The sequence below is a fragment of the Streptomyces dengpaensis genome (assembly GCF_002946835.1).
Lineage (GTDB): Bacteria > Actinomycetota > Actinomycetes > Streptomycetales > Streptomycetaceae > Streptomyces > Streptomyces dengpaensis.
The window spans coordinates 488,024-507,271 of sequence record NZ_CP026652.1 but is presented as its reverse complement, the minus strand read 5'-3'; the positions used below and the strand labels follow the sequence as shown (position 1 = coordinate 507,271).

General features: G+C 68.5%; 19 protein-coding genes. 15 read left to right on the top strand and 4 right to left on the bottom strand.

Features of this window, described 5'->3' with window-relative positions; genetic code table 11:
* Positions 1–90: 90 nt before the first annotated feature.
* Positions 91–462: a hypothetical protein gene (locus C4B68_RS02395; RefSeq protein ID WP_099506736.1), complete on the bottom strand. Its 372-nt coding sequence runs from the start codon at positions 460–462 to the stop codon at positions 91–93.
* A gap of 515 nt (positions 463–977) precedes the next feature.
* Here C4B68_RS02395 and C4B68_RS02390 point away from each other — a divergent pair.
* The 4 genes from C4B68_RS02390 to C4B68_RS42380 all read left to right on the top strand — a co-directional run bounded on the left by C4B68_RS02390 (position 978) and on the right by C4B68_RS42380 (position 3,423).
* Entirely contained in the window at positions 978–1,529 is a 552-nt protein-coding gene (locus C4B68_RS02390; RefSeq protein WP_099506737.1) for an AAA family ATPase, read from the top strand.
* A gap of 114 nt (positions 1,530–1,643) precedes the next feature.
* Positions 1,644–2,333: an acyl-CoA thioesterase domain-containing protein gene (locus C4B68_RS42870; RefSeq protein ID WP_240634145.1), complete on the top strand. Its 690-nt coding sequence runs from the start codon at positions 1,644–1,646 to the stop codon at positions 2,331–2,333.
* A gap of 266 nt (positions 2,334–2,599) precedes the next feature.
* Positions 2,600–3,262 (top strand): class I SAM-dependent methyltransferase, encoded by a 663-nt coding sequence (locus C4B68_RS02380; protein ID WP_240634143.1) that lies wholly within the window; start codon positions 2,600–2,602, stop codon positions 3,260–3,262.
* Positions 3,259–3,423, top strand: coding sequence for a hypothetical protein (locus tag C4B68_RS42380; RefSeq protein WP_206337063.1), 165 nt, complete (start codon positions 3,259–3,261; stop codon positions 3,421–3,423). Before C4B68_RS02380 ends, C4B68_RS42380 begins: the two co-directional genes overlap by 4 nt.
* Before the next feature lie 72 nt (positions 3,424–3,495).
* On the opposite strand, the gene C4B68_RS02370 is transcribed toward C4B68_RS42380, so the two are convergent.
* Entirely contained in the window at positions 3,496–4,893 is a 1,398-nt protein-coding gene (locus C4B68_RS02370; protein WP_099506841.1) for an IS1380 family transposase, read from the bottom strand.
* Positions 4,894–5,332: 439 nt separating this feature from the next.
* Between C4B68_RS02370 and C4B68_RS02365 the strand changes: the two genes are divergently transcribed.
* Complete coding sequence (locus tag C4B68_RS02365; RefSeq protein WP_104879949.1) at positions 5,333–6,556, top strand: RNA-guided endonuclease InsQ/TnpB family protein; 1,224 nt, start codon at positions 5,333–5,335, stop codon at positions 6,554–6,556.
* Positions 6,557–6,595: 39 nt separating this feature from the next.
* On the opposite strand, the gene C4B68_RS02360 is transcribed toward C4B68_RS02365, so the two are convergent.
* On the bottom strand, positions 6,596–6,862 hold the full coding sequence (locus C4B68_RS02360) for a hypothetical protein (RefSeq protein WP_104879948.1): 267 nt from the start codon (positions 6,860–6,862) through the stop codon (positions 6,596–6,598).
* An 81-nt stretch (positions 6,863–6,943) separates the two neighbouring features.
* Here C4B68_RS02360 and C4B68_RS02355 point away from each other — a divergent pair, with 81 nt between their 5' ends.
* From C4B68_RS02355 to C4B68_RS02320, 8 genes are all read left to right on the top strand, one after another.
* Complete coding sequence (locus C4B68_RS02355) at positions 6,944–7,153, top strand: hypervirulence associated TUDOR domain-containing protein (protein WP_099506725.1); 210 nt, start codon at positions 6,944–6,946, stop codon at positions 7,151–7,153.
* Positions 7,154–7,252: 99 nt separating this feature from the next.
* A complete protein-coding gene (locus tag C4B68_RS02350; RefSeq protein ID WP_099506724.1) occupies positions 7,253–7,780 on the top strand; it encodes a DUF488 domain-containing protein in 528 nt (175 codons plus the stop codon).
* A 7-nt stretch (positions 7,781–7,787) separates the two neighbouring features.
* Positions 7,788–8,825 carry a TnsA-like heteromeric transposase endonuclease subunit gene (locus C4B68_RS02345; protein WP_206337062.1) on the top strand — a complete coding sequence of 346 codons (1,038 nt, stop codon included), beginning with the start codon at positions 7,788–7,790 and terminating at the stop codon, positions 8,823–8,825.
* Entirely contained in the window at positions 8,822–10,882 is a 2,061-nt protein-coding gene (locus C4B68_RS02340; protein ID WP_143674592.1) for a helix-turn-helix domain-containing protein, read from the top strand. Before C4B68_RS02345 ends, C4B68_RS02340 begins: the two co-directional genes overlap by 4 nt.
* Complete coding sequence (locus C4B68_RS02335) at positions 10,879–11,967, top strand: AAA family ATPase (RefSeq protein WP_099506721.1); 1,089 nt, start codon at positions 10,879–10,881, stop codon at positions 11,965–11,967. Before C4B68_RS02340 ends, C4B68_RS02335 begins: the two co-directional genes overlap by 4 nt.
* Positions 11,964–14,957, top strand: a complete 2,994-nt coding sequence (locus C4B68_RS02330; RefSeq protein WP_099506720.1) for a TniQ family protein — start codon at positions 11,964–11,966, stop codon at positions 14,955–14,957. Before C4B68_RS02335 ends, C4B68_RS02330 begins: the two co-directional genes overlap by 4 nt.
* A gap of 107 nt (positions 14,958–15,064) precedes the next feature.
* Complete coding sequence (locus tag C4B68_RS02325) at positions 15,065–15,850, top strand: hypothetical protein (RefSeq protein ID WP_099506719.1); 786 nt, start codon at positions 15,065–15,067, stop codon at positions 15,848–15,850.
* Positions 15,851–16,390: 540 nt separating this feature from the next.
* Positions 16,391–17,077 carry a CPBP family intramembrane glutamic endopeptidase gene (locus tag C4B68_RS02320; RefSeq protein WP_099506718.1) on the top strand — a complete coding sequence of 229 codons (687 nt, stop codon included), beginning with the start codon at positions 16,391–16,393 and terminating at the stop codon, positions 17,075–17,077.
* 135 nt (positions 17,078–17,212) lie between these two features.
* Here the strand turns inward: C4B68_RS02320 and C4B68_RS02315 are convergent, their stop codons facing one another.
* Complete coding sequence (locus tag C4B68_RS02315; RefSeq protein WP_099506717.1) at positions 17,213–17,686, bottom strand: carboxymuconolactone decarboxylase family protein; 474 nt, start codon at positions 17,684–17,686, stop codon at positions 17,213–17,215.
* A 152-nt stretch (positions 17,687–17,838) separates the two neighbouring features.
* Between C4B68_RS02315 and C4B68_RS02310 the strand changes: the two genes are divergently transcribed.
* Positions 17,839–18,270: an ankyrin repeat domain-containing protein gene (locus C4B68_RS02310; protein ID WP_099506716.1), complete on the top strand. Its 432-nt coding sequence runs from the start codon at positions 17,839–17,841 to the stop codon at positions 18,268–18,270.
* Between the two features lie 174 nt (positions 18,271–18,444).
* A complete protein-coding gene (locus C4B68_RS02305) occupies positions 18,445–19,227 on the top strand; it encodes a DUF899 domain-containing protein (protein WP_099506715.1) in 783 nt (260 codons plus the stop codon).
* The last annotated feature ends 21 nt before the right edge of the window (positions 19,228–19,248 follow it).

Genomic DNA, 19,248 nt, shown 5'->3' with positions numbered 1-19,248 from the left:
TGCCACGAACGCCCGTGCTGTGGCGCGGGTTCGCGGGCCTGGCCGAACCGGCCCGCCGCGGTGGCCATCACCTGGTCGGCCGCGGGAGCACTAACAGTGATAGCCGTCCGGGCACTCGCGGATGAGTTCCCAGAGGAGCAGGAGCAGGATGATCACGGCAGCGGACACGGCTGCCATGGCGGCGAAGCGCCGACGGGCTCGCCAGCGCCGCCCGACGAGCGCCAACACGAGCCCGATGGCGGGCGCTGCCACGACGCCGCCCATGCTTGCCGCCAACAGGGCACCGGAGACCCGCGCCCAAATGGGATCGCGCGACTGAACGGAGATGAACACAGAAAGCACAAAGGTAATGGGAGAGGCCATCCACCACAGAGAAATCCCGGTCACCACCCGGTCGACGGCGGCGGTGGCCCGGCCACGCGGCGGCACGCTTTCGACCGGGGCGACGCTGTGCGATGGCATGTCCGAATCATAGAAGGCTTTGCGGCCACGAAAGCTTCCAAGTCGCCACGTACGGTGCCGGCCTGGACCACTGTCACGTCATACACATCACCTCCTGGCACCGTCACATCACCTTGGCCCTGCCAGGCCTGCCAGCCCTGCCGGTCCACGACCGCCTGGGCCCCTTTGGCTGCCAAAGCCACGACCAGCGACGGCTCAGCTCTGAACACGAAATGCGGCTGGAGTACTGGAGGTTCGGTCCAGCGGCGTCGCCGCCATTGCGGCAGGCCGTCACAGACCGCCCGTGCGCTTGGCCCGCAGCACGGCGCTGTGCGTGCTCCGCCTGCCGCACCCGTCCCGCCCTGGCGGCTGGCAACGTGAGCCGACCCCGCTCGGCGGATTGGAGTCGGCCCTGCTTGGCGATCTTTCAGGCGTGATCTGGCAAGGGAGTTGGGCCCAGCCTGAGCCGCGCGGCATGCTGGTCCGACATGCCGCGCTCGACGCGGGCTCGGCAACGGGGTGGGGAGAGGATTGCGTTGGTTGTCTGGGTGAACGGTGCGTTCGGCAGCGGCAAGAGCACGCTGGTGGACGCGTTGCGTCAGCGCTGGCCCGAGGCGCTGGTCTACGACCCGGAGATGGTCGGCTATGTGCTGCGGGAGATCGTGGAGGTGCCGACCGGCGACTTCCAGGATCTGCGGCTGTGGCGGCGGCAGGTCGCCGACCTGGCGGTGGGGCTGGTCGAGGAGTACCGCCGCCCGGTTCTGGTCCCCATGACGCTGGTCAACTCCGGGTATGTCGGCGAGATCTTCGGCGCGTTGAAGGGCGCGGGCATCGACGTTCACCACTTCTTCCTCAAAGTCTCCCGGGAGGTCCTGGAGAAGCGGATCGACGGCCGGAGCTTCACCCCGGACGACCCCGAGCAGGACGAGCGGGTCCGGCGCTGGTGCAAGGACAGGATCGAACCGTGCAGGGCCGCGGCTGACACTCTCCCCGGCGACACGGTGTTCCTGGACGGTGAGCTGACCCCCCAGGAGTTGGCCGTCCAGGTGCTGGCCCGGGTCCGCACCGGTGGGGCATCCGGTGCATGACCGCGGTACCGGCGCAGTGCCGACCGGCAAGGCCCTCTCCGTCCGCGCGGCGGCCGATGTGTTCCTCGATTCGCTCGGCAACCCGAACACGGTCAGGAACTAGGGGATCTCGGGGTGGGCAAGACCGCAGAGCGGCTCGGCGAGGGCCGGCCGCTGGCGTCGGTCGCGGACGACGAGGTCGGCGAGGCCCTCGAACTGCTGTGCGGCGCCTCCGCGGTCAACACCTGGAACTCGCGCCGGGCGTCGGTGCTGGTCTGGCTCGGATGGTGCCGGGAGCGCGGCTACGAGGGGCCGGCGGTCCCGGCCCGGGCGAAGCGGCTGGCGGTGCCGGACTCCGAGACCCCGGCCCGCTCGCGGATTGCCATCGACCGGCTGATCGCCCGCCGCGAGGTGCACCTGCGGGAGAAGACGCTGTGGCGGATGCTCTACGTGACCGCCGGGCGCTCGGAGGAGATCCTGGGCGTGAACATCAAGGACCTCGACTTCGCCGGCTGCCGGTGCCCGGTCGATCTCGTCGCCGGGCAGAACTCCAGTCCGCTCGCGTCCTACGTCGCGCTCGTCGACACCGCCAACGGCATCGCCGTACGCCAGCCGCCCACCGCCTGGATGTTCCCGAACGTCCACCTCACCATCCACCTCCACCGCCAGCCCGAAGGCCGCTGGACCGGACTCGACACCACTGTCACCTTCGGACCCACCGGCCAGGGCGTCACCACCACCGTCCTGCACGACGTCACCGGCCCCACCGGCCACGCCCAGCAGATCCTCACCGTCCGCCCTCAGCCAGCCGGGGACAGGCCATAACCCGATGGACATCAAGCCGCAGCAGGCGGAGGGCAATCGGCACTCGGTCGCGTGGCAGGTGGGCCGCGTAGGCCGACCATCCCTGCCGCGTGCTCAGCACTAACCCCGTACCGATGTTCCCCAAGGCCGGCACGTGCCTCGACGTGGCCCATCACGTCTCCCGACCGTCCAGGCCGACGGCGGCCGTGATCAAGTCGCCCCCCGGAGCCGCTCAGCGGGCAGCGACACGTCTAGGCTGCCCGCGGGCACGTGGGAAGGGAAAGACCGTGGCGGACGAGCAGGAACTGGCCGAGAGCCAGCGGCGGCACTGGCAGGACACCTACGCCGCGCACCCGGGCATGTACGGCGAGGAGCCGTCCGAGCCCGCGGTACACGCCGTCGCCGCATTCAGGACGGCGGGGGCCCAAGACGTGCTGGAGCTGGGGGCCGGGCACGGCCGCGACGCGCTGTTCTTCGCCCGTGAGGGCTTCACCGTCCAGGCAACCGACTTCAGCCCCGTCGGGCTGGAGCAGCTGCGCGACGTCGCCCGCTCCCAGGGAGTCGATGAGCGGGTGACAACCGCAGTGCACGACGTTCGCGAGCCGCTGGCCCTGCCGGACGCCTCGGTGGACGCGGTCTTCGCGCACATGCTGCTGTGCATGGCGCTGTCGACGAAGGAGATCCACGCCCTGGTCGCCGAGGTCCGCCGTGTCCTGCGGCCCGGCGGCGTGTTCGTGTACACCGTGCGGCACACCGGCGACGCCCACTACGGCGCCGGCACCGCGCACGGCGACGACATCTTCGAGCACGGCGGCTTCGCGGTCCACTTCTTCGGCCGCGGGCTGGTCGATGCACTCGCCGACGGTTGGGCCCTAAACGAAGTCCACGCCTTCGAGGAAGGCGAGCTGCCCCGCCGCCTGTGGCGCGTCACCCAGACTCTGCCCCGATGACCGAAACCCCCGCGCCGTCGGCGGACATCACCGTCGACGGCACCGGCCTGCTGTGCGTCACCCTCCTGCTAAGCCTCGATCCACCGACGCGCTCTGAAGATGATCTCTTGGTCGTTTTGTGGGCTGGTTTCGGTCGGTGGTCGTGGATGGGCAGGTTGTAGCTGCTGGTCTGCCCAGCTTTTCCACGGGTTCGGTTCCGGTCGGGCCCTGGCGGGCGGGGTGGTCAGGGGGGATCAGGCCGGTGCGGGTGGGTCGTGGACAGTGTCGAAGAGGTGTGTCCAGGCGTGCTGCCAGGGCCAGTTGTGTGGCAGGTGCAGGGTGATGCGTCGTGCGGAGCGGGCGATCCGGGCCGGGACCTGAACCAGGTGGCTGCGGAGGGTGGCGGTGGTGGCCTTGGTATGGAAGGGCGAGGTCAGTGCACCGGTGGCCCGCAGCAGGTTGTAGGTCATCGCCCACAGGGTCAGCCAGGCGGCGTTGGCGTGGAAGTGCCCGGAGGGCAGGTGGGTCAGGGCGCCGGCTTTGGTGTCGGCGATGACCTGCTCGACCACCGCGTGGTGCCGGTGTTCCCGCTCGGCTTGCAGGGTTGCGGCGGGCTGGTCGGTGAAGAAGGGGTGGTAGCGCCAGACGGGAAACAGCTCGCCCTGTTCACCCATGACGGCGGGTTTGGCCAGGTCACGGACGCGGCGCACGATCAGCCGGGCGGTGACCCGCTCGCTCCTTTTGCGGCTCGCGAAGGCGCTGTATTGGGGTATCTCGGCGACTTCGGCGTCCGAGATGAGTTCACCGGTCTCGGGGTCGGGCACCGCGGTCGGGTAACTGATGTGTTGCCAGGCGTCGTCGGGAATGCTGTGGACGGCTCGTTTGATGGAGGGGTTCATGCCGGTGGTGATCGAGAAGTGGGCTCCGGCCCGGTGGCAGGCGGCGATCACCCCGGCGTTGTAGAACTGCGAGTCGGCCCGCAGAATGCGCATGCCGGTGCAGCCGGCCTCGACGGCGGTGGCCAGGGCCTCGCTCACGAATTTCGGGGCGCCCCGGGAGTCGGCTGCTTTGCCGCGTCGCATCCGGACCCCGGCGATCACCGGCCGCGCGTGCGGGGTGCAGATCGTGGCGAGGAGAGGGTGCAGGGTGCGGATGCCTTTGAACCGGCCGTACTCGGCGCCCTGCTTGGTCCGGCCGTAGACGCGTTTGTGGGTGGAGTCGACATCGATGAACGCCATCGCGTCGGCGCCGGGCAGCAGTGGAGTGTGCGCGGCCAGCGCGGCCAGGAATCTGCGGTGGACGGCGTGGAGTTGGAGGGCGTGACCGTGGGTGAACGCGCGAAGGAAGGTGCCCAGCGTGGACGGGGCGCGGATACCCGCGAACACGGCCGGCATCGCACCGTGCCGCAGGATGTGAAGGTCGTCGATGCTGTCCGCGCCCGCAGCCATGCCGCCCACGATGCTGGTGACCTTGGCTTCCGCCGCAGCCCCCGCACCGTTCCTGGCTCCGGTCAGCTTCACCTTCGCAGCCACCAGTCGCGGCAGGCCGCACCGCTCGGCCAGCCGCATCACCGGGACCAGCCCGGCATGTGCGATCAGATTCGGGTCATCGAACACAGCGGAGACCGCTGCTGGAGTGTGGGAAACTTGCATCTACGAGGTGCCTTGCTGATTGTGCGTGCTGGAAGCGTCAGAACTCCCATCATCGCAGGTCAGCAGGCACCTCTTCTTGATTACTCATCCACAGGACGCGAGTCACTCGGTGGATCGAGGCTAAGGCTGCGTGCCCGCATCGCCGGCGCCGAGGCGGGCTCGATCGTCCACGTCATCGCTACCGGGATTCATTCGCAGTGCATGGGCCTTCAGGCCGGTGGTGAAGCGAATCTGTGACTGTGGCGCGGAGCGTCACGGATCCTGTCCTGCGGAGCAAGGCGCCACCACGGCCGGCGCGGAGCGTCACGGGGTCCGATCCGGAGAGGCCGGGCAACGCCTCCCCCGTTCGGCCCGCTCTGTCCTGCCTGGTTTCAAGGGAGTACCGACCGTTCATACGTTCCCTCTGGTAGCGGGCGGCGCTCGTTCGTACGATCACCGCATGCAGCTTCGGTACGCCTTCAGGCTGTACCCGGAACCTGGCCAACGCCTCGCGCTGGCCAGGGCGTTCGGGTGCGCCCGCGTCGTGTTCAACGATGCCGTGCGTGCTCGCGAGGACGCCCGCGGGGCGGGCGAACCCTTCCCCACGGCGGGTGTGCTGTCCCAGAAGCTGATCACCCAGGCCAAGCAGACACCCGAGCGGTCCTGGCTGGGCGAGGTCTCCGCGGTCGTCCTCCAGCAGTCCCTGCGCGACGCGGAGGTCGCCTACAAGAACTTCTTCGCCTCCCTCAGGGGCGAGCGTAAGGGCGCGAAGACCGGTGCGCCCCGCTTCAAGTCCCGCAAGGACAGCCGGCAGTCGATCCGGTTCACGGCCAATGCCCGCTGGTCGATCACTGGTTCCGGGAGGCTGAACCTCCCGAAGATCGGCGCGGTGAAGGTGAAGTGGTCGAGGACCTTGCCCGCGCGGCCCTCCTCGGTCACCGTGGTCAAGGACGCGGCCGGACGGTACTTCGCCTCGTTCGTCGTTGACACCGACCCGGGCGCGGACGCCGCCCGGATGCCCGGCACCGATCAGACGGTCGGCATCGACCTGGGCCTGACCCACTTCGCCGTCCTCTCCGACGGGACGAAGATCGACTCTCCTCGGTTTCTGCGCCGGGCGGAGAAGAAACTGAAGAAGGCCCAGCGGGAGCTGTCCCGCAAGCAGAAGGGATCGAAGAACCGGGCCAAGGCCCGTCTGAAGGTCGCCCGCGCCCACGCGAAGGTGGCCGATGCCCGCCGCGAGTTTCACCACCAGCTCTCCACTCAGCTGATCCGCGACAACCAAGCGATCGGCGTGGAGGACCTGGCGGTCCAAGGACTCGCGCGCACCAGGCTGGCCAGGAGTGTCCATGACGCCGGATGGTCGGCGTTCGTGAACATGCTGGAGTACAAGGCGGCCCGGTACGGGCGGACCCTGGTCAAGATCGGCCGGTTCGAGCCGACCTCCCAGACCTGCTCGGCCTGCGGTATCAAAGACGGCCCCAAGCCCCTGAACGTCCGGGAATGGACCTGCACCGCCTGCGGCACCGTCCACGACCGGGACCACAATGCCGCGAAGAACGTCAAAACGGCCGCCGGACGGGCGGTGACAGCCTGCGGAGCGCCGGTAAGACCAGGACTCGTCCCGGCACAGCGCGAAGAAACAGGAAGCCACGGATTCCCGCCCGAACCCTGTGCCGCGTAGCGGCACAGCAACGGACGAGAAGGCCAGAATCCTCGGGCTTCAGCCCGAGGAGCAAGTCAACTCGCCGAACTGCGCGACCCCGATCACCGGAAAGCCGGGTTTCTGCCGACCAGGCATGCTCGGTGAGATGCTCGAGTTGGCCGGCACCCCGGCCCCTTGCAACCATGACTCGGTAGCGTTCAGGAAGCCGCTCACCCTGCCCATCTGGGACGAGGAGCGACCACCACGCCCCAGCGGATCGAAGATGCGCGGGCCGACGGCGCTCGACGAGCCGTGCTGGGAGGTGAAGGTCGACGACGGCCGCATTTACGTATGGTCCGCGAAAGTCCCCGACCGGCCTGATCGGGGCATCGCCGCGCCAGGTCACGCGGAGCGAAAGGAGTGGGAATGGCGGAGCAATTCGCTGTTGGAGACCACGTCCGATGGAACTCCGAAGCAGGACACGTCGAAGGCGTCATCATCAAGAAGCACACGCAGGACGTGAAGTACAAAGGGTACGTGCATCACTGCACTGAAAGTGACCCGCAATACGAGATCAGGAGTGACAAAACCGATCACATCGCCATGTACAAGGGAGGCGCGCTGACGAAACTGTAGGGAGTTGGCGGCACGCTTCCAGGCGCGCATCCGGGATATCTCAACGGCCAATTCGACACGCCTGGTCGCACGATTCAGTGACGTGGGCGAGGCGGCAGGATGACGAACCGTATCTGTACGGTGGGGCATTCAACACGCGACTTCGACGAAATGCTGACGATGTTGCGAAACAACGACATAACCTGCTTGGTCGATGTTCGTTCGTTCCCGTGGTCGAGGAAGTTTCCGCATTGGAATCAGTCGGAGATCATCGACGCACTGCCTCCTGATATCGGATACCGGTGGATCCCAAAATTGGGCGGCCGGCGACACACCCCCAAGGACGTGCCGAGCGTGAACGGCGCATGGCGGATCAAAGCCTTCCGCGATTACGCCGACTACATGGACAGCGGTGAATTCGCGGAGGGTCTGAATGAATTGCTCGAGCTGGCTGAACACGAACGGCCGGCGATCATGTGCAGCGAGGCGGTGCCAAGGCGCTGCCATCGCAGGCTGATCACGGATGCGTTGATCGTCGCCGGCGTCGAAGTTGCCCACATCATGTCGGCCACGACAGCGAAGCCGGCGGTCCTGAACAGGCACGCGCATATCCAGGACGGACACCTGACCTACCCGCCCCACCCCTGATGCCGACGTGAGTATCAGCGAGGACGTCCGTGAAGTCGCCATCTCCATCCCAGCCGACTCCGTCGCCGCCCACGGCGACTGTAGGTTCCGATTAGAGATGTCACTGTCCAAGTTGTTTGTCGTCAACTTGTCAGTCGACACGCTCTCTTCGGTCCCTGCCAGGCCCGGAACGTGGTCGCGCTCTACCTCGCGGACCCGGTCGTTCGTTGGGTTTTCCCGGCTTCTCAACCAGGTTACTGGTGGTGAAAGCCAGTGTCTTGATGTCGATGGCATCGGACACGAAGGGGTGGCCATGGCGGCTGATTTGGACGAAATGGGCACGACAGAAGCTCGGACGGTTCGGGCTGTGTACCGGCGGGCTGGTGATCAGCTGGTCGAGGTCGGCTTGGACCAGTTGTCCGTGGAGGAAGTGGCGGCCGGACAGCCGGTCCGTGAGTTCCGCTGGTACCGGGGCCGCAAGCACTATTCGGGCTGGTACCACGCTGCGTCAACTGGCCGACTGGTTGCCTACGAGAGCCGGCTGGAGCTGGCCCGGATTCTGCTCGCCGACTTCGACCCAGGCGTCGTGAAGATCGCGGCCCAGCCGTTCCAGCTGATCGGGCCGGACGGTGACCGCCTCCGGCATCACGTCCCCGACCTGTTCCTTGTCCACGCCGATGGTCTGGTGACCGTCGTGGACGTCAAAGCCCCCTCACGCATGAAGGATTCCAAGGTGATCGCGCAGTTCGACTGGACACGCCAGTTGTGTTCACGCCGCGGCTGGGTCTATGAGACCTGGTCGGGGGCCGAGCCGACGGTGGTGGAGAACGTGCGCTTCCTCGCCGGCTACCGGCGCCGGCGCCTGCTGGAGGTTTCCCTGGTTCCCCAGGTGCTGGAGACAGCTCGCTGCCAGTCGACGATTGGCGGGATCGAGGCGGCTCTGGCCGCGAAGTATCCGACCGAGGCCGTCCTGCCGGTCGTGTTGCATCTGCTGTGGTCCGGCGATCTCCTCGCAGAGCTGCGGGCTCCGCTCTCTCGCGCGACCAGCATCCGGGCGGCGGCGTGAACGGGCAGACGGTGGAGGTCTTTGCGGGAGTGCGTCTGTTCTTCGGTGGTGATGTCATCGAGGTCCTGGGCCTCGAAGGGCTCCAGGTGACAGCACGCAGCGAGCGAACGGGTGAGTTCAGCGCGATCCCGCTCGGTCGGCTGGCGGCGGGGGCACGCCCCACGGAGCCCGCCCGGACGAGTGCCCTGGACGGTGTCGGGCTGCTGATGGCGAGCCTTTCGGCGGCCCAGCGCACGACCCTGCGGGAACGCGCTGGCCATGTCCGGGAGGTGCTGAGCGGCTTCCGGGCCGGTCATGCGGACAGCGCCCTGGCGTCTGAGCCCCGTCCCGGGTTCGATCCCGGCCTGCCGCTGAAGGATCGTGTCTCGGCGAAGGCGGCCGAGCTGGGTGTTTCGCCGCGCACGCTTTGGCGGTGGCTGAACGCCTACCGCGAGAGCGGTGAGGCTGGTCTCATCGACGCACGGGTGGTGAAGGGCAACGGCTCACGGATCGACCCTCGGTGGGAGGAAGCGGTCCGGCGGGTGATGGCGGAGTCAGTGGACGCCTCGACCCCGACCCGTTCGGCTCTGCTGCGGCGGGCGGCGGAACGTCTTGTCGCTGAGTACGGCGAGGGCACGGTCCCTGTTCCGGCCCGGAGCACGGCTTACGACCGGCTCGCCACGCTGGCCAAGGGCACGAACGCGGTGTCCGGCAGCGCGAAGGCCCGCCGGTCGATCGCCCAGCGTCCGCAGGGCACCTACGGGCGGCTGCGGGCCAGCCGCCCGGGCGAGTACGTGGTGCTCGACACGCAGGATCTGGACATCTACGGCATGGAGCCGGTGACCTGCCGCTGGGTTCCGCTCCAGCTCACCGTTGCCCAGGACCTGTTCTCCCGCTGCATTGTGGGGCTTCGGGTCACGGCATGTTCCACGAAGGCGGTCGATGTCGCCGGGGTGTTGTTCGAGGCGGTCTGCCCGCCGCTGGAGCACGCGACCCGGCCTGGGCTGGCTCCGTATCACGGGCTGTGGGAGGAGGTGGTGTTCACCGAGGACGGCGACGGCCTGCTCCCGGGCAGGGGGCTGTGTCCGCCCGAGACCGTGGTGATCGACCACGGACGGGCGTTCATGTCCGCGCATGTCATCGGCGTCTGCACCCGCCTCGGCATGTCGATCCAGCCGGCCCAGCCTAAGAAGCCCACCGATAAACCGACCGTCGAGCGGTTTTTCCGCTCGCTGCGTGAGGGGCTGATCCAGCACCTGCCCGCCTACAAGGGGCCGGACGTCCACAGCCGTGGCGAGGCGGTGGAGGAGGCCGCATTCTTCTACCTGCACGAGGTGGAGGAGATCATCCGCGAGTGGATCTGCGAGGTCTATCACCGGCGTGAGCATGACGGGCTGGTCGTCCCGCAGTGGCCGAAGCTGTCGCTGTCGCCGCTGGAGATGCTGCGCATCGGGCTGGCGCGGGCGGGCCGGCTGCGCATGCCGGCCTCGCCCGACCTGGCCTTCCAGTTCCTCGCGGTCAAGGCCCGCACGATCCAGCATTACGGGGTCGAGGTCGACGGGCTGCGTTACAACGGGCCAGTCCTGGACGGCTACCGGAATGCGCCCAGCCCCTACGGGGCCGGGTTCGGCAAGCAGTGGCCGATCCACGTCAACCCGGATGATGTCCGTTTCGTCTACTTCCAGGACCCTGACGACGAGTCCTGGCATGCCCTGGAGTGGGAACACGCTCCCGCGTTGAGCATGCCGTTCAGCAGCGAGGCCGCCACCTACGCCCGGCGGCTCGCAGCCCGCAAGGGCCGCCATATCGACGCCTCGCAGGCGCTCTCGGCCCTACTGGCCCGCTGGGACCAGGGCATGGTCACCGACCGCCGCGAACGCCGCATGGCAGTACGGCTGTCGGCCGAACGCAGTGCCCTGGCCCTGCCGCTCCTGCCCGAGCAGTCCAGCCTCACCGCCCCACCTGAACTGCGGCTGGTTGCGGAACTGCCCGCCGGGGACAGCGACCAGGAGGACGAGATCTTCGATGTCCCGGACGGTGACGACTTCTACGCCGACGCCTTCGAGGTGATCGAGTGAAGCAGCCGAACCCGTTCAGCCTCTCCCGCAAGGAAGGCTGGCGCCGCTTCGCCGACGCCCCCGCCCGGCAGCGGCCCGAGCAACTCACCCGCGCCCAGCTGAAGGGGCTGAGCGAGGAAGCGTCCGAGGACTACAACGACGCCCGCCACGACTGGCATGCCAACTTCGGCATCGTCAACACTCCTCAACTGTCCTCTATTCACGAGGAGTTGGACCAGATAGTGGCCAGCAACCGGCAGGACGGCGACCGCATCCGATCCGCGGCCGTCATCGACGCCCTGCCCGGGCTGGGCAAGACCACCATCGCCAACCTCTACGGCCGCACCTTCGACCGGCAGCAGATGCGCCGCCTTTCCCAGGTGACCGACGCCGGTCACGAGCGCATCCCGGTCTTCCGGGTCGGCCTGACCTCCAACACCACCCTGCGCACTTTGAACCGGATGATCTGCGAGTTCTACGGCCACCCCGCCACCGACCGGGCCAACGCCGCCGCCCTGGCCAGCCACGCGCTGGACTGCGTGCTGTCCTGCGAGACCCAGCTCGGGATCATCGACGACATCCACTTCATCGACCTGGACCGCCGCGACGGGCTGGCCGTGTCCAACCACCTGAAGTGGCTGGCCAACGAGCTCCCGGTGACCTTCATCTATGTCGGGGTCGGCCTGGCCGAACGACGGTTCTTCGCCGACGGACTGACCGGCAAGAACACCGTGCTGGCCCAGACCGCCCGCCGCTGGACCCGGCTCGGGGTGGATCCATTCCGGCTCGACACCGACCAGGGCCGACAGCACTGGCGGAGTCTGCTGAAGGCCACCGAGTCCCGTCTGGTCCTGGTCGATCACCGGCCGGGCATGCTGGTGCGACTGGCGGACTACCTTTTCGAACGCACCAGCGGGCACGTTGGGTCGTACTTCACCCTGGTCCTGCGCGGCTGCTATCGCGCGATCCGCACCGGCGCCGAGACCCTCAACCGCACGGTTCTCGACGGCGTCCGGCTGGATGAGGCATCCGAGCAGACCCGCCAGCAGATGGCGGCCGCCCTGGCACGCGGCACGATGCCCTCGGCGCTGGGGGACACGGCATGAGCGAGACGCGTGTGCTGCCCCTGCGGGTCGGCATCCTGCCGGGTGAGGGACTGGACAGTTGGCTGGAGGCGCTTGCCCGACGCAATGGGCTGACGTTCCCTGGCTTCCTGTCCGTGCTCGGCCTGCCCCGCGACTACATGACCCGGCGCCTGGTCACCGGCATCGCCTCCGCCCAGTTGCGGATGCTGGAGGCCCGCACCGGACTTCCGGCAGGGCGGCTTGATCAGGCCGTGGTCCGGCCGGGTTTCCCGTTCGGGCCTCAGCGCCAGCGACGCTGCCGGTTTTGCCCGCAGTGTCTGGCCGAACAGGGTGGCCGATGGACGCTGTCGTGGTGGATGCCCTGGACGTTCGCCTGCCGGCGGCACGGCACGCTCCTGCACGATGAGTGTCCCGGCTGCGGCGAGGGCGTCCGCGTCAGGCTGCCCAGTCGCACCCATCTCACACCGCCCGCCACCTGCACCTGGCGGCCCGATGGGCACTCGCCCGTCTGTGGCGCGGACCTCACTGGCGCCGGACCGCTGCCCCTGGCGCCCGGCCATCCGCTGCTCGCCGCACAGCGCTGGGTCGACGGGCAGAGCGGCCACTCGGATGCCGCCCGAGCCCACGCGATGCTCTCGGACCTGCACGCCTGCACCGCCTGGGTGATGCGCACCGTCACCGAGGCAGACCTCGCCGGCATGGGCCCGCTGGTCATCCGGGCATGGGGCCGGCGTCCGCGGGACCTACGCAGTCCCGCCCAGCGAGTCCAGCACCTCGAGGCTGCGGTCCGTGGCGTCATCGTCCACGCTGCCCGCCCGCTGCTGGACGGCGACGAGGCAGCAGGCATTGCGGCCCTCCGCTCGCTGCGCCACCGGCAGGACACCAAGGGCAAGGTCATCCCCAAGGCCATGACCGCGGCCCAGTGGACCGCTCTCAGCGCACCCGCCCGGCGCCGTTTCCTGCGCGCTGGCGACCAGCAGATGGGCGCGATCGACCGGCTGCGCTACCTGTCCCCCACCCCGCAAGCGCAGACCCCGCGCCGAGGCGACGCACGGGTGACCGACCGCGTCCGACATCTCCCGCAGCTGCTCTGGCCAGGCTGGACCGTCCGGCTCTTCCCGCAGCAGGGCATGCAGGAGAACTTGTTCCGCGGGATCGCCTCCGCCTTGCTGCTGATGCCCGGCGAGGCGGTCCGCAGCGCCCGTCAGATCACCGACCGGCTCCACCCTCACCTGCCCAATGCCATCACCGTCACCCTGCAAAGGAGCCTGCAAAGCGGCCACCCCGACGTTCTGACGGCTCTTTGCGCCCTCGCCGTCCACCTGGACGAACACGGCAGTCCCATCGACTACGAGCGGCGACGCACCGCGGTTCCACCGGCCCCGCTGACGGAGGACACCTGGCGGCAGATGTGTTTCGCCACCGGCTGCCAGCCCGGCGAGAGGGTCAACGCCAAGTCACAGACTCCTCGTTACGTCCACGCCCAGCGCTACCTCTATCAGCTGTTGACCGGCGCCGATCTCCACGATCCCCGCTATCCGCTGTCCCTGAAGAACAACACCGACCGCGGCCGCTATCTCGCCTTCACCTTCAGCCTGACCACTCCACAGCGCGAGGCTCTGCACGACCACGGCCGCACCGTGCTCGACGGCCTCGGCATCGACGAACCACTCACCTGGGAGCCACCCCACGCCTTCGCCGACGGCCTCGACCTGCCCGGACGCCACCCCGACGACATCGACCTCGACGCCGTTCACCGCATCGTCATCACCGAACAACGAGCCCCCGGCGAGGCCGCCCGAGAACTGGACACCACCCTCGCCCACATCCGCTTCGCCCTGGAGCACGTCACCACTGAACCGCAAGTCTGGACAGGCAAAGCCTCACCGCTGGCCGCCTGGCGCCTGCGCGAACGGGCCAGCCGTATCTTCACCCCCGAGTTCCTGCATCGCGAATACACCGAAGGCGGAAAGACGCTCACCCAGATCGCTCGCGCGACCGGCTTCCCCCGCTACCTCCTGGTCGAGCACGCGCAGGCTCACGGCATCACCATCTACCGCACCCGCCGCCCCACACCCATCGACGAAGGCTGGCTCCGCGAGCAATACCTCACCCGCAAGCGATCGACCGGCGACATCGCCCGGGAAGTCGGCGTCGAGGACGAGACGATTCGCCGACGGCTCCAACAGCTCGACGTCCCACTGCGTCCGCAGGGCGTTCACAGCCGCACCGTGATGCTCGCCCAGCTCGACACCAACCTGCCCCGCGACGTCCGCACGGCGGTCGAAGGCACCCTGCACGGCTGGCACCGACTGCACCGCTTCCAGATCACCATGGCCTTCCCGTCCCTGGAGACGGCGGCTCACTACCTCAAGGCCGAGCAGAGCGCCCTCGTTACCCAGTTCCAGCGACTCGAACGAGACCTCGACGCCGCGCTCTTCCACCGCTCCGTCTTCAACAAGCCGCAACGCCCCACCGCACGCGGCCAGTCGCTGCTCCGCGGCCTCGCGCACGAACCTGTCCAGGAACTCATGCGCAGTGCGCTGACCAGCAGCCAGCTATTCGCCATGCCCGACGAACACGCCCTCGCCCAGGCGATGCAGAACTTCAGCACCCGCCGCCCGCCCAGCCCTCTCCGGCCCTACGACGACATCCCCGTCGCACGCATCCGGGTCCGAGCCGAGACACTCACGCTCCTGCGTGATCTCCTCGACCACGCAGACACAGAGTTCTTCGGCCACCAGGTCAGCGCCCGGACCGGCATCCGCCAAAGCAGCCTCTCCACACGGCTCCGCCAACTGGAACAGGCCGACTGGCTCACCAGCCGAACCGAGGACGACGCCAGCTGGCTCAGCCGGGCAACCCCAGGACGCGGAGCAGGACGCCGCCGCACCTACTACACCCTCACCCCCGAGGGGCGCCAAGCCGCGGCCCATGAGCTCCACACCCGCAACGCACGAGCGGCGACCATGCCCCTGCCCCCGGCCGAAGCAGCACGGGACATTTCATGATCAGCGGTGTCACGACGGTCAGCGCGAATCTGCGCCGTCCTGTCCGCGCCAGCCTCCGACCTTGGCACACCAAGCCCAATTCAGATCTATTCAAAGGGAGTTGCACGTTGTTCACCATCGCTGATCGGACGCAGGTCCGAGATCACCTCCTTGCTCACGCGGAAACGGACGACGCCATCGTGGGCGCCGCCTTCACCGGCTCGCTGGCCGTTGGCTCCGAAGACCGCTGGTCGGACACGGACCTTGTCCTCGCCGTCCGCGGCGACCTCACCACCACGCTCGACCGCTGGACCCAGTGGCTCTACAAGGAGCTCAACGCCCAACATCACTGGGATCTGCCTGCCGGCGCGAGCAAGATCCGCGTCTTCCTCCTGCCCCAGTGGCTCGAGATCGACCTGACATTCGCTCCCGAAGCCGACTTCGGCCCCCGCGGCCCGCAGTGGCAAACCCTCTTCGGCCAGGAACAGCCAGTCGATCCCTTCTCTCCGCCTGACCGCAACACCCTTGTCGGGCTCCTCTGGCACCACGCACTGCACGCCCGAATCTGCATCCAACGCGCCCGCTGGTGGCAGGCCGAGCACTGGATCAGCGCCATGCGCGACCACGTGATCACATTGGCAAGCCTCCGGCTGGGCCACCCAGCCTCCTACGCCAAGGGCGCCCATCTCCTGCCGGACGAGCTCATGGCGAGCATCGAGGCAACCCTCGTCAAGTCCATCAGCACATCCGAACTCAACCGTGCCCTGGCGGCGACCATCGCCATCACGACGGATGAATTGCAGCGATCCGTGCCTGAACTCGTCACCCACATCGGCCCGATGCTCGCAGAGCTCGCAGATGAGACTGCCGAAACCGGGCAACCCGCAGCTCCGCGCCCCAGCCATGGCCAGTGAACGTCATGGCCCACGAAGAGGTCGCGTCCGCAAGCCAACTCGAGAAAACGACAGGTCGGCTGGACGGCACCGCCGACAAACCATCTGGACACTCGCTCGAAGCCGCAGGTCATCGGAGCACCAGACGACATGTCAAACCGGAACCTACAGCGACATCGGCAAGCAGATCGGCGCAGGCCCACGCCAGGTAGGGCGAGAGAATGAGCCCGCTCGACGACAGCGTTCTCCTCAAAGGTGAGGGGACACCCCAGGTACGGCGAAACCAGCGGGTTCCCCCGCGCCGATGCTGCCATCGGCCAGGGCGGCCTGGAGCAAGTCACGAGCGGGGACAGACAGTTCCTGCTGGACTCCAGGAGTACGTGGTCAGTCTGTGACTTCGGGACTCACTCATGTGCGCGACCTGGTCAGACGACCTTTGTTCTGCGGGGGCCCGGCCCCGTTCCGCCGCGTGGTCCATCGCGGCGCGCGAGCAGTACCGTCTCCCACCCGGCGGGCGCCAGGCCCACGTCCTTTCTCCGTTTCAGGGATGCTGAAGGCACCATGTGGTGGCTGCTCCTCGCCGTCAGCGTGCTCGCGGCCGCGAGCACGCTCACCAACGTGCTGGCCGCCGACTGGTACGTCACGGTCTGCGTCATTGCAACCGCGCTGCTCGTGACGATCGCCCGCCGGTCCGGCCTGAGCTGGGACGAGCTGGGGCTCGGCCGGGCATCGGCACGCCGTGGGCTGCGCTGGGGAGTCGTCCTTGCCGGGGTCGTCCTCGTCGTCTACCTCGTCGCGTGGGCCCTGCCGCTCACCCGGGAGGCCTTCGAGGACGAACGCGCTGCGGGGCAGTCGGCAGGGGAACTGGTGTACCGGGTCCTGGTGCGCGTGCCGTTCGGCACGGTGCTGCTCGAGGAGGTGGGCTTCCGCGGCGTCCTGTGGGCCATGATCACGCGGCTTCGCGGCCCCGTATGGGCCACAGCACTCTCGTCCACCCTGTTCGGCTTCTGGCACGTGCTGCCGTCCCGAGGACTCACCCGGGCCAACGCTGCAGCTGAAGCCGTCTTCGGTACCGGGACAGCCGGCGTCACCTTGTCCGTCGCGGCCGCCGTCGTCGGTACCGGCCTCGCCGGCGTGCTCTTCTGCGAACTTCGCCGCCGTTCCGGCAGCCTGATCCCTCCTATGGCCCTGCACTGCGCCCTCAACAGCTTCGGCTACGTCCTTGCCTGGGCAGCTGCCCGCGGGTAGAGCGGATGCCTGCCAAGGCGCCACGCCGCCCCCCAGGCGCCCCGGGCGCGCCCCCCAGGCCCCGGCGAGGGGCGCCCAGGGCGTGTGATGCTGCGGGCCGCGGGGGCACCAGCAGTCCCGGCCAGGCTCTCCTGGTTATGCGAACTGGCCGGGCTGGTAGTCGCCGGCGGGCTGCTGAACGATGACGTTCCCGCGGTTGAAGGCGTTGATGAGGGCGATGGCGCATACCAGGGCGGCGAGCTGGTCCTCGTCGAAGTGCTTGGCGGCATTCGCCCATGCCTCGTGCGTGACACCGCCGGCCGCGTCGGCGATGCGGGTGCCCTGCTCCGTCAGCTCCAGAGCGGCGCGCTCGGCGTCGGTGAACACCGTGGCCTCCCGCCAGGCCGCGACCAGGTTGAGGCGCGTCGAGGTCTCCCCGGCGTGCGCGGCGTCCTTGGTGTGCATGTCGGTGCAGAAACCGCAGCCATTGATCTGGCTGGCGCGGATCTTGACCAGTTCCCGCGTCGCGGCCGGCAGCGTCGAGTCCGCGAGCACCTTGTCCGCGGCGATGATGTGCTTCCCGAACTTGACTGCGACCGGGTTGGCGGAGAGGTTCAACCGAGCTCCCATGGTGCGCTCCTGTGTCGTTGCTGGTGGTTACACCTCTTGGACGGAACAGCTCCCGCAATTTGTGACACCCACAAATGTGACCTGCGTCGCCCTCCCGCAACGCGGCAGGGGGACCACCGCTCCCGCGATCCGGGCCGCTAACCTCGACACCCGTGAACCGACGCCGGCGGAAGAAGCTCTCTCAACACCTCGTCGTGGCAGCCATGTTGGGTGACGCCTCGCGTGTCACATCGCTGCTGCGAGCTGGAGCCGACCCAGAGGCGGCGAACACCGAGGGCACCACCCCTTTGTATGCGGCATCCGTACACGGAGTCGCCGAGATCGCCCGCCTGCTTTTGGCAGCCGGGGCATCGCCCGACACCGAAAGCGGACACGGCACGGAAGGCACGCCCCTGTGTGCAGCCGCATGCTGGGGGCACACCGAAACGGTGCGCGAACTGCTGGCTCACGGTGCCGACCCGAACGTCCACGAAGACCACGGCGCGGGTCGCTCTCCCCTCGACTGGGCGCTCAGCGGCCCCTATCCAGAAGCAGCCGAACTCCTCCTCGCAGCAGGAGCCACTGCCCACGAGGAAACCACGTAGCGCGCACCCACTGCGAGAGCGCATCTGTGAACTTGTCGGCCCGACGTGGTCCGTGCAGGCTCGGCCGAGGGCGCCCCCTGCCGCGATGAGTTCCGGCTGGTCGCGAGTCTGTTCTGGTGACCGTCGTAGGGCGTCGTACGACGCTGCCCGGCATGAGACACCACGGAGGACACCATGACGACCACACCCGACGACCCGACCACGGCGCTGCCCGGCCGCCCGCCCGTCGTTGACCTGGCCACCTGGCAGACCGCCCGTGACGAGCTTCTGGTCCGCGAGAAGGCCCACACCCGCGAGGGCGACTCCCTCGCCGCGGCCCGCCGCCGGCTGCCGATGGTGGAGCTCGACGGGACGGTCGAGGTCGTCGGACCCGACGGCCCGGTCCCGTTCCTGGACCTGTTCCAGGGCCGCGACGAGCTCGTGGTCTACAAGCACATGTGGTACGACGGCGCGCCGCACCAGGGGCAGTGCGAGGGCTGCACCACCACGGCCTGGCACCTGAAGGACGCGGTCTACCTCAACGCCCGGAGCGTCTCGTTCGCCGTCCTGACCTCGGGCCCGTGGGATGAGGTGGCTCCCTACGTCGAGTTCATGGGCTACACCCAGCCCTGGTACTCGGTGCGTGACGTGGACGCGCCGGTCGGCGGCAGCATGGGTTACATCACCTGTTTCCTGCGCGACGGCGACCGCGTGTTCCTCACCTACTCCACGACGGGCCGTGGCAACGAGCGGGTCAACGGGTCCTTGGGCCTGCTCGACATGACGCCCTACGGCCGCGGCGAGGCGTGGGAGGACAACCCCGAGGGCTGGCCCGAGGGGCGCAGCCCGTGCTGGTCCTGGCGCTCGGACGCCGACGGGAAGGCCACCTGGGGCCCGACCAGCCGGCCCGTGCCGCAGTGGACCCGCCCCGGCGCGACCCCCGTGGAGACCCTCGGCCGGCACGGCCACCACCGCTGACGCGCCTTCGTCGACGGCGTC

What these genes read in the sequence shown, in the direction of transcription:
- C4B68_RS02370 (WP_099506841.1), bottom strand. Translation starts at nt 4,893, where the DNA reads ATGCAAGTTTCCCACACTCCAGCAGCGGTCTCCGCTGTGTTCGATGAC.
- C4B68_RS02330 (WP_099506720.1), top strand. Translation starts at nt 11,964, where the DNA reads ATGAGCGAGACGCGTGTGCTGCCCCTGCGGGTCGGCATCCTGCCGGGT.
- C4B68_RS02365 (WP_104879949.1), top strand. Translation starts at nt 5,333, where the DNA reads ATGCAGCTTCGGTACGCCTTCAGGCTGTACCCGGAACCTGGCCAACGC.
- C4B68_RS02395 (WP_099506736.1), bottom strand. Translation starts at nt 462, where the DNA reads ATGCCATCGCACAGCGTCGCCCCGGTCGAAAGCGTGCCGCCGCGTGGC.
- C4B68_RS02355 (WP_099506725.1), top strand. Translation starts at nt 6,944, where the DNA reads ATGGCGGAGCAATTCGCTGTTGGAGACCACGTCCGATGGAACTCCGAA.
- C4B68_RS02360 (WP_104879948.1), bottom strand. Translation starts at nt 6,862, where the DNA reads ATGCGGCCGTCGTCGACCTTCACCTCCCAGCACGGCTCGTCGAGCGCC.
- C4B68_RS02305 (WP_099506715.1), top strand. Translation starts at nt 18,445, where the DNA reads ATGACGACCACACCCGACGACCCGACCACGGCGCTGCCCGGCCGCCCG.
- C4B68_RS42380 (WP_206337063.1), top strand. Translation starts at nt 3,259, where the DNA reads ATGACCGAAACCCCCGCGCCGTCGGCGGACATCACCGTCGACGGCACC.
- C4B68_RS02320 (WP_099506718.1), top strand. Translation starts at nt 16,391, where the DNA reads ATGTGGTGGCTGCTCCTCGCCGTCAGCGTGCTCGCGGCCGCGAGCACG.
- C4B68_RS02350 (WP_099506724.1), top strand. Translation starts at nt 7,253, where the DNA reads ATGACGAACCGTATCTGTACGGTGGGGCATTCAACACGCGACTTCGAC.
- C4B68_RS02315 (WP_099506717.1), bottom strand. Translation starts at nt 17,686, where the DNA reads ATGGGAGCTCGGTTGAACCTCTCCGCCAACCCGGTCGCAGTCAAGTTC.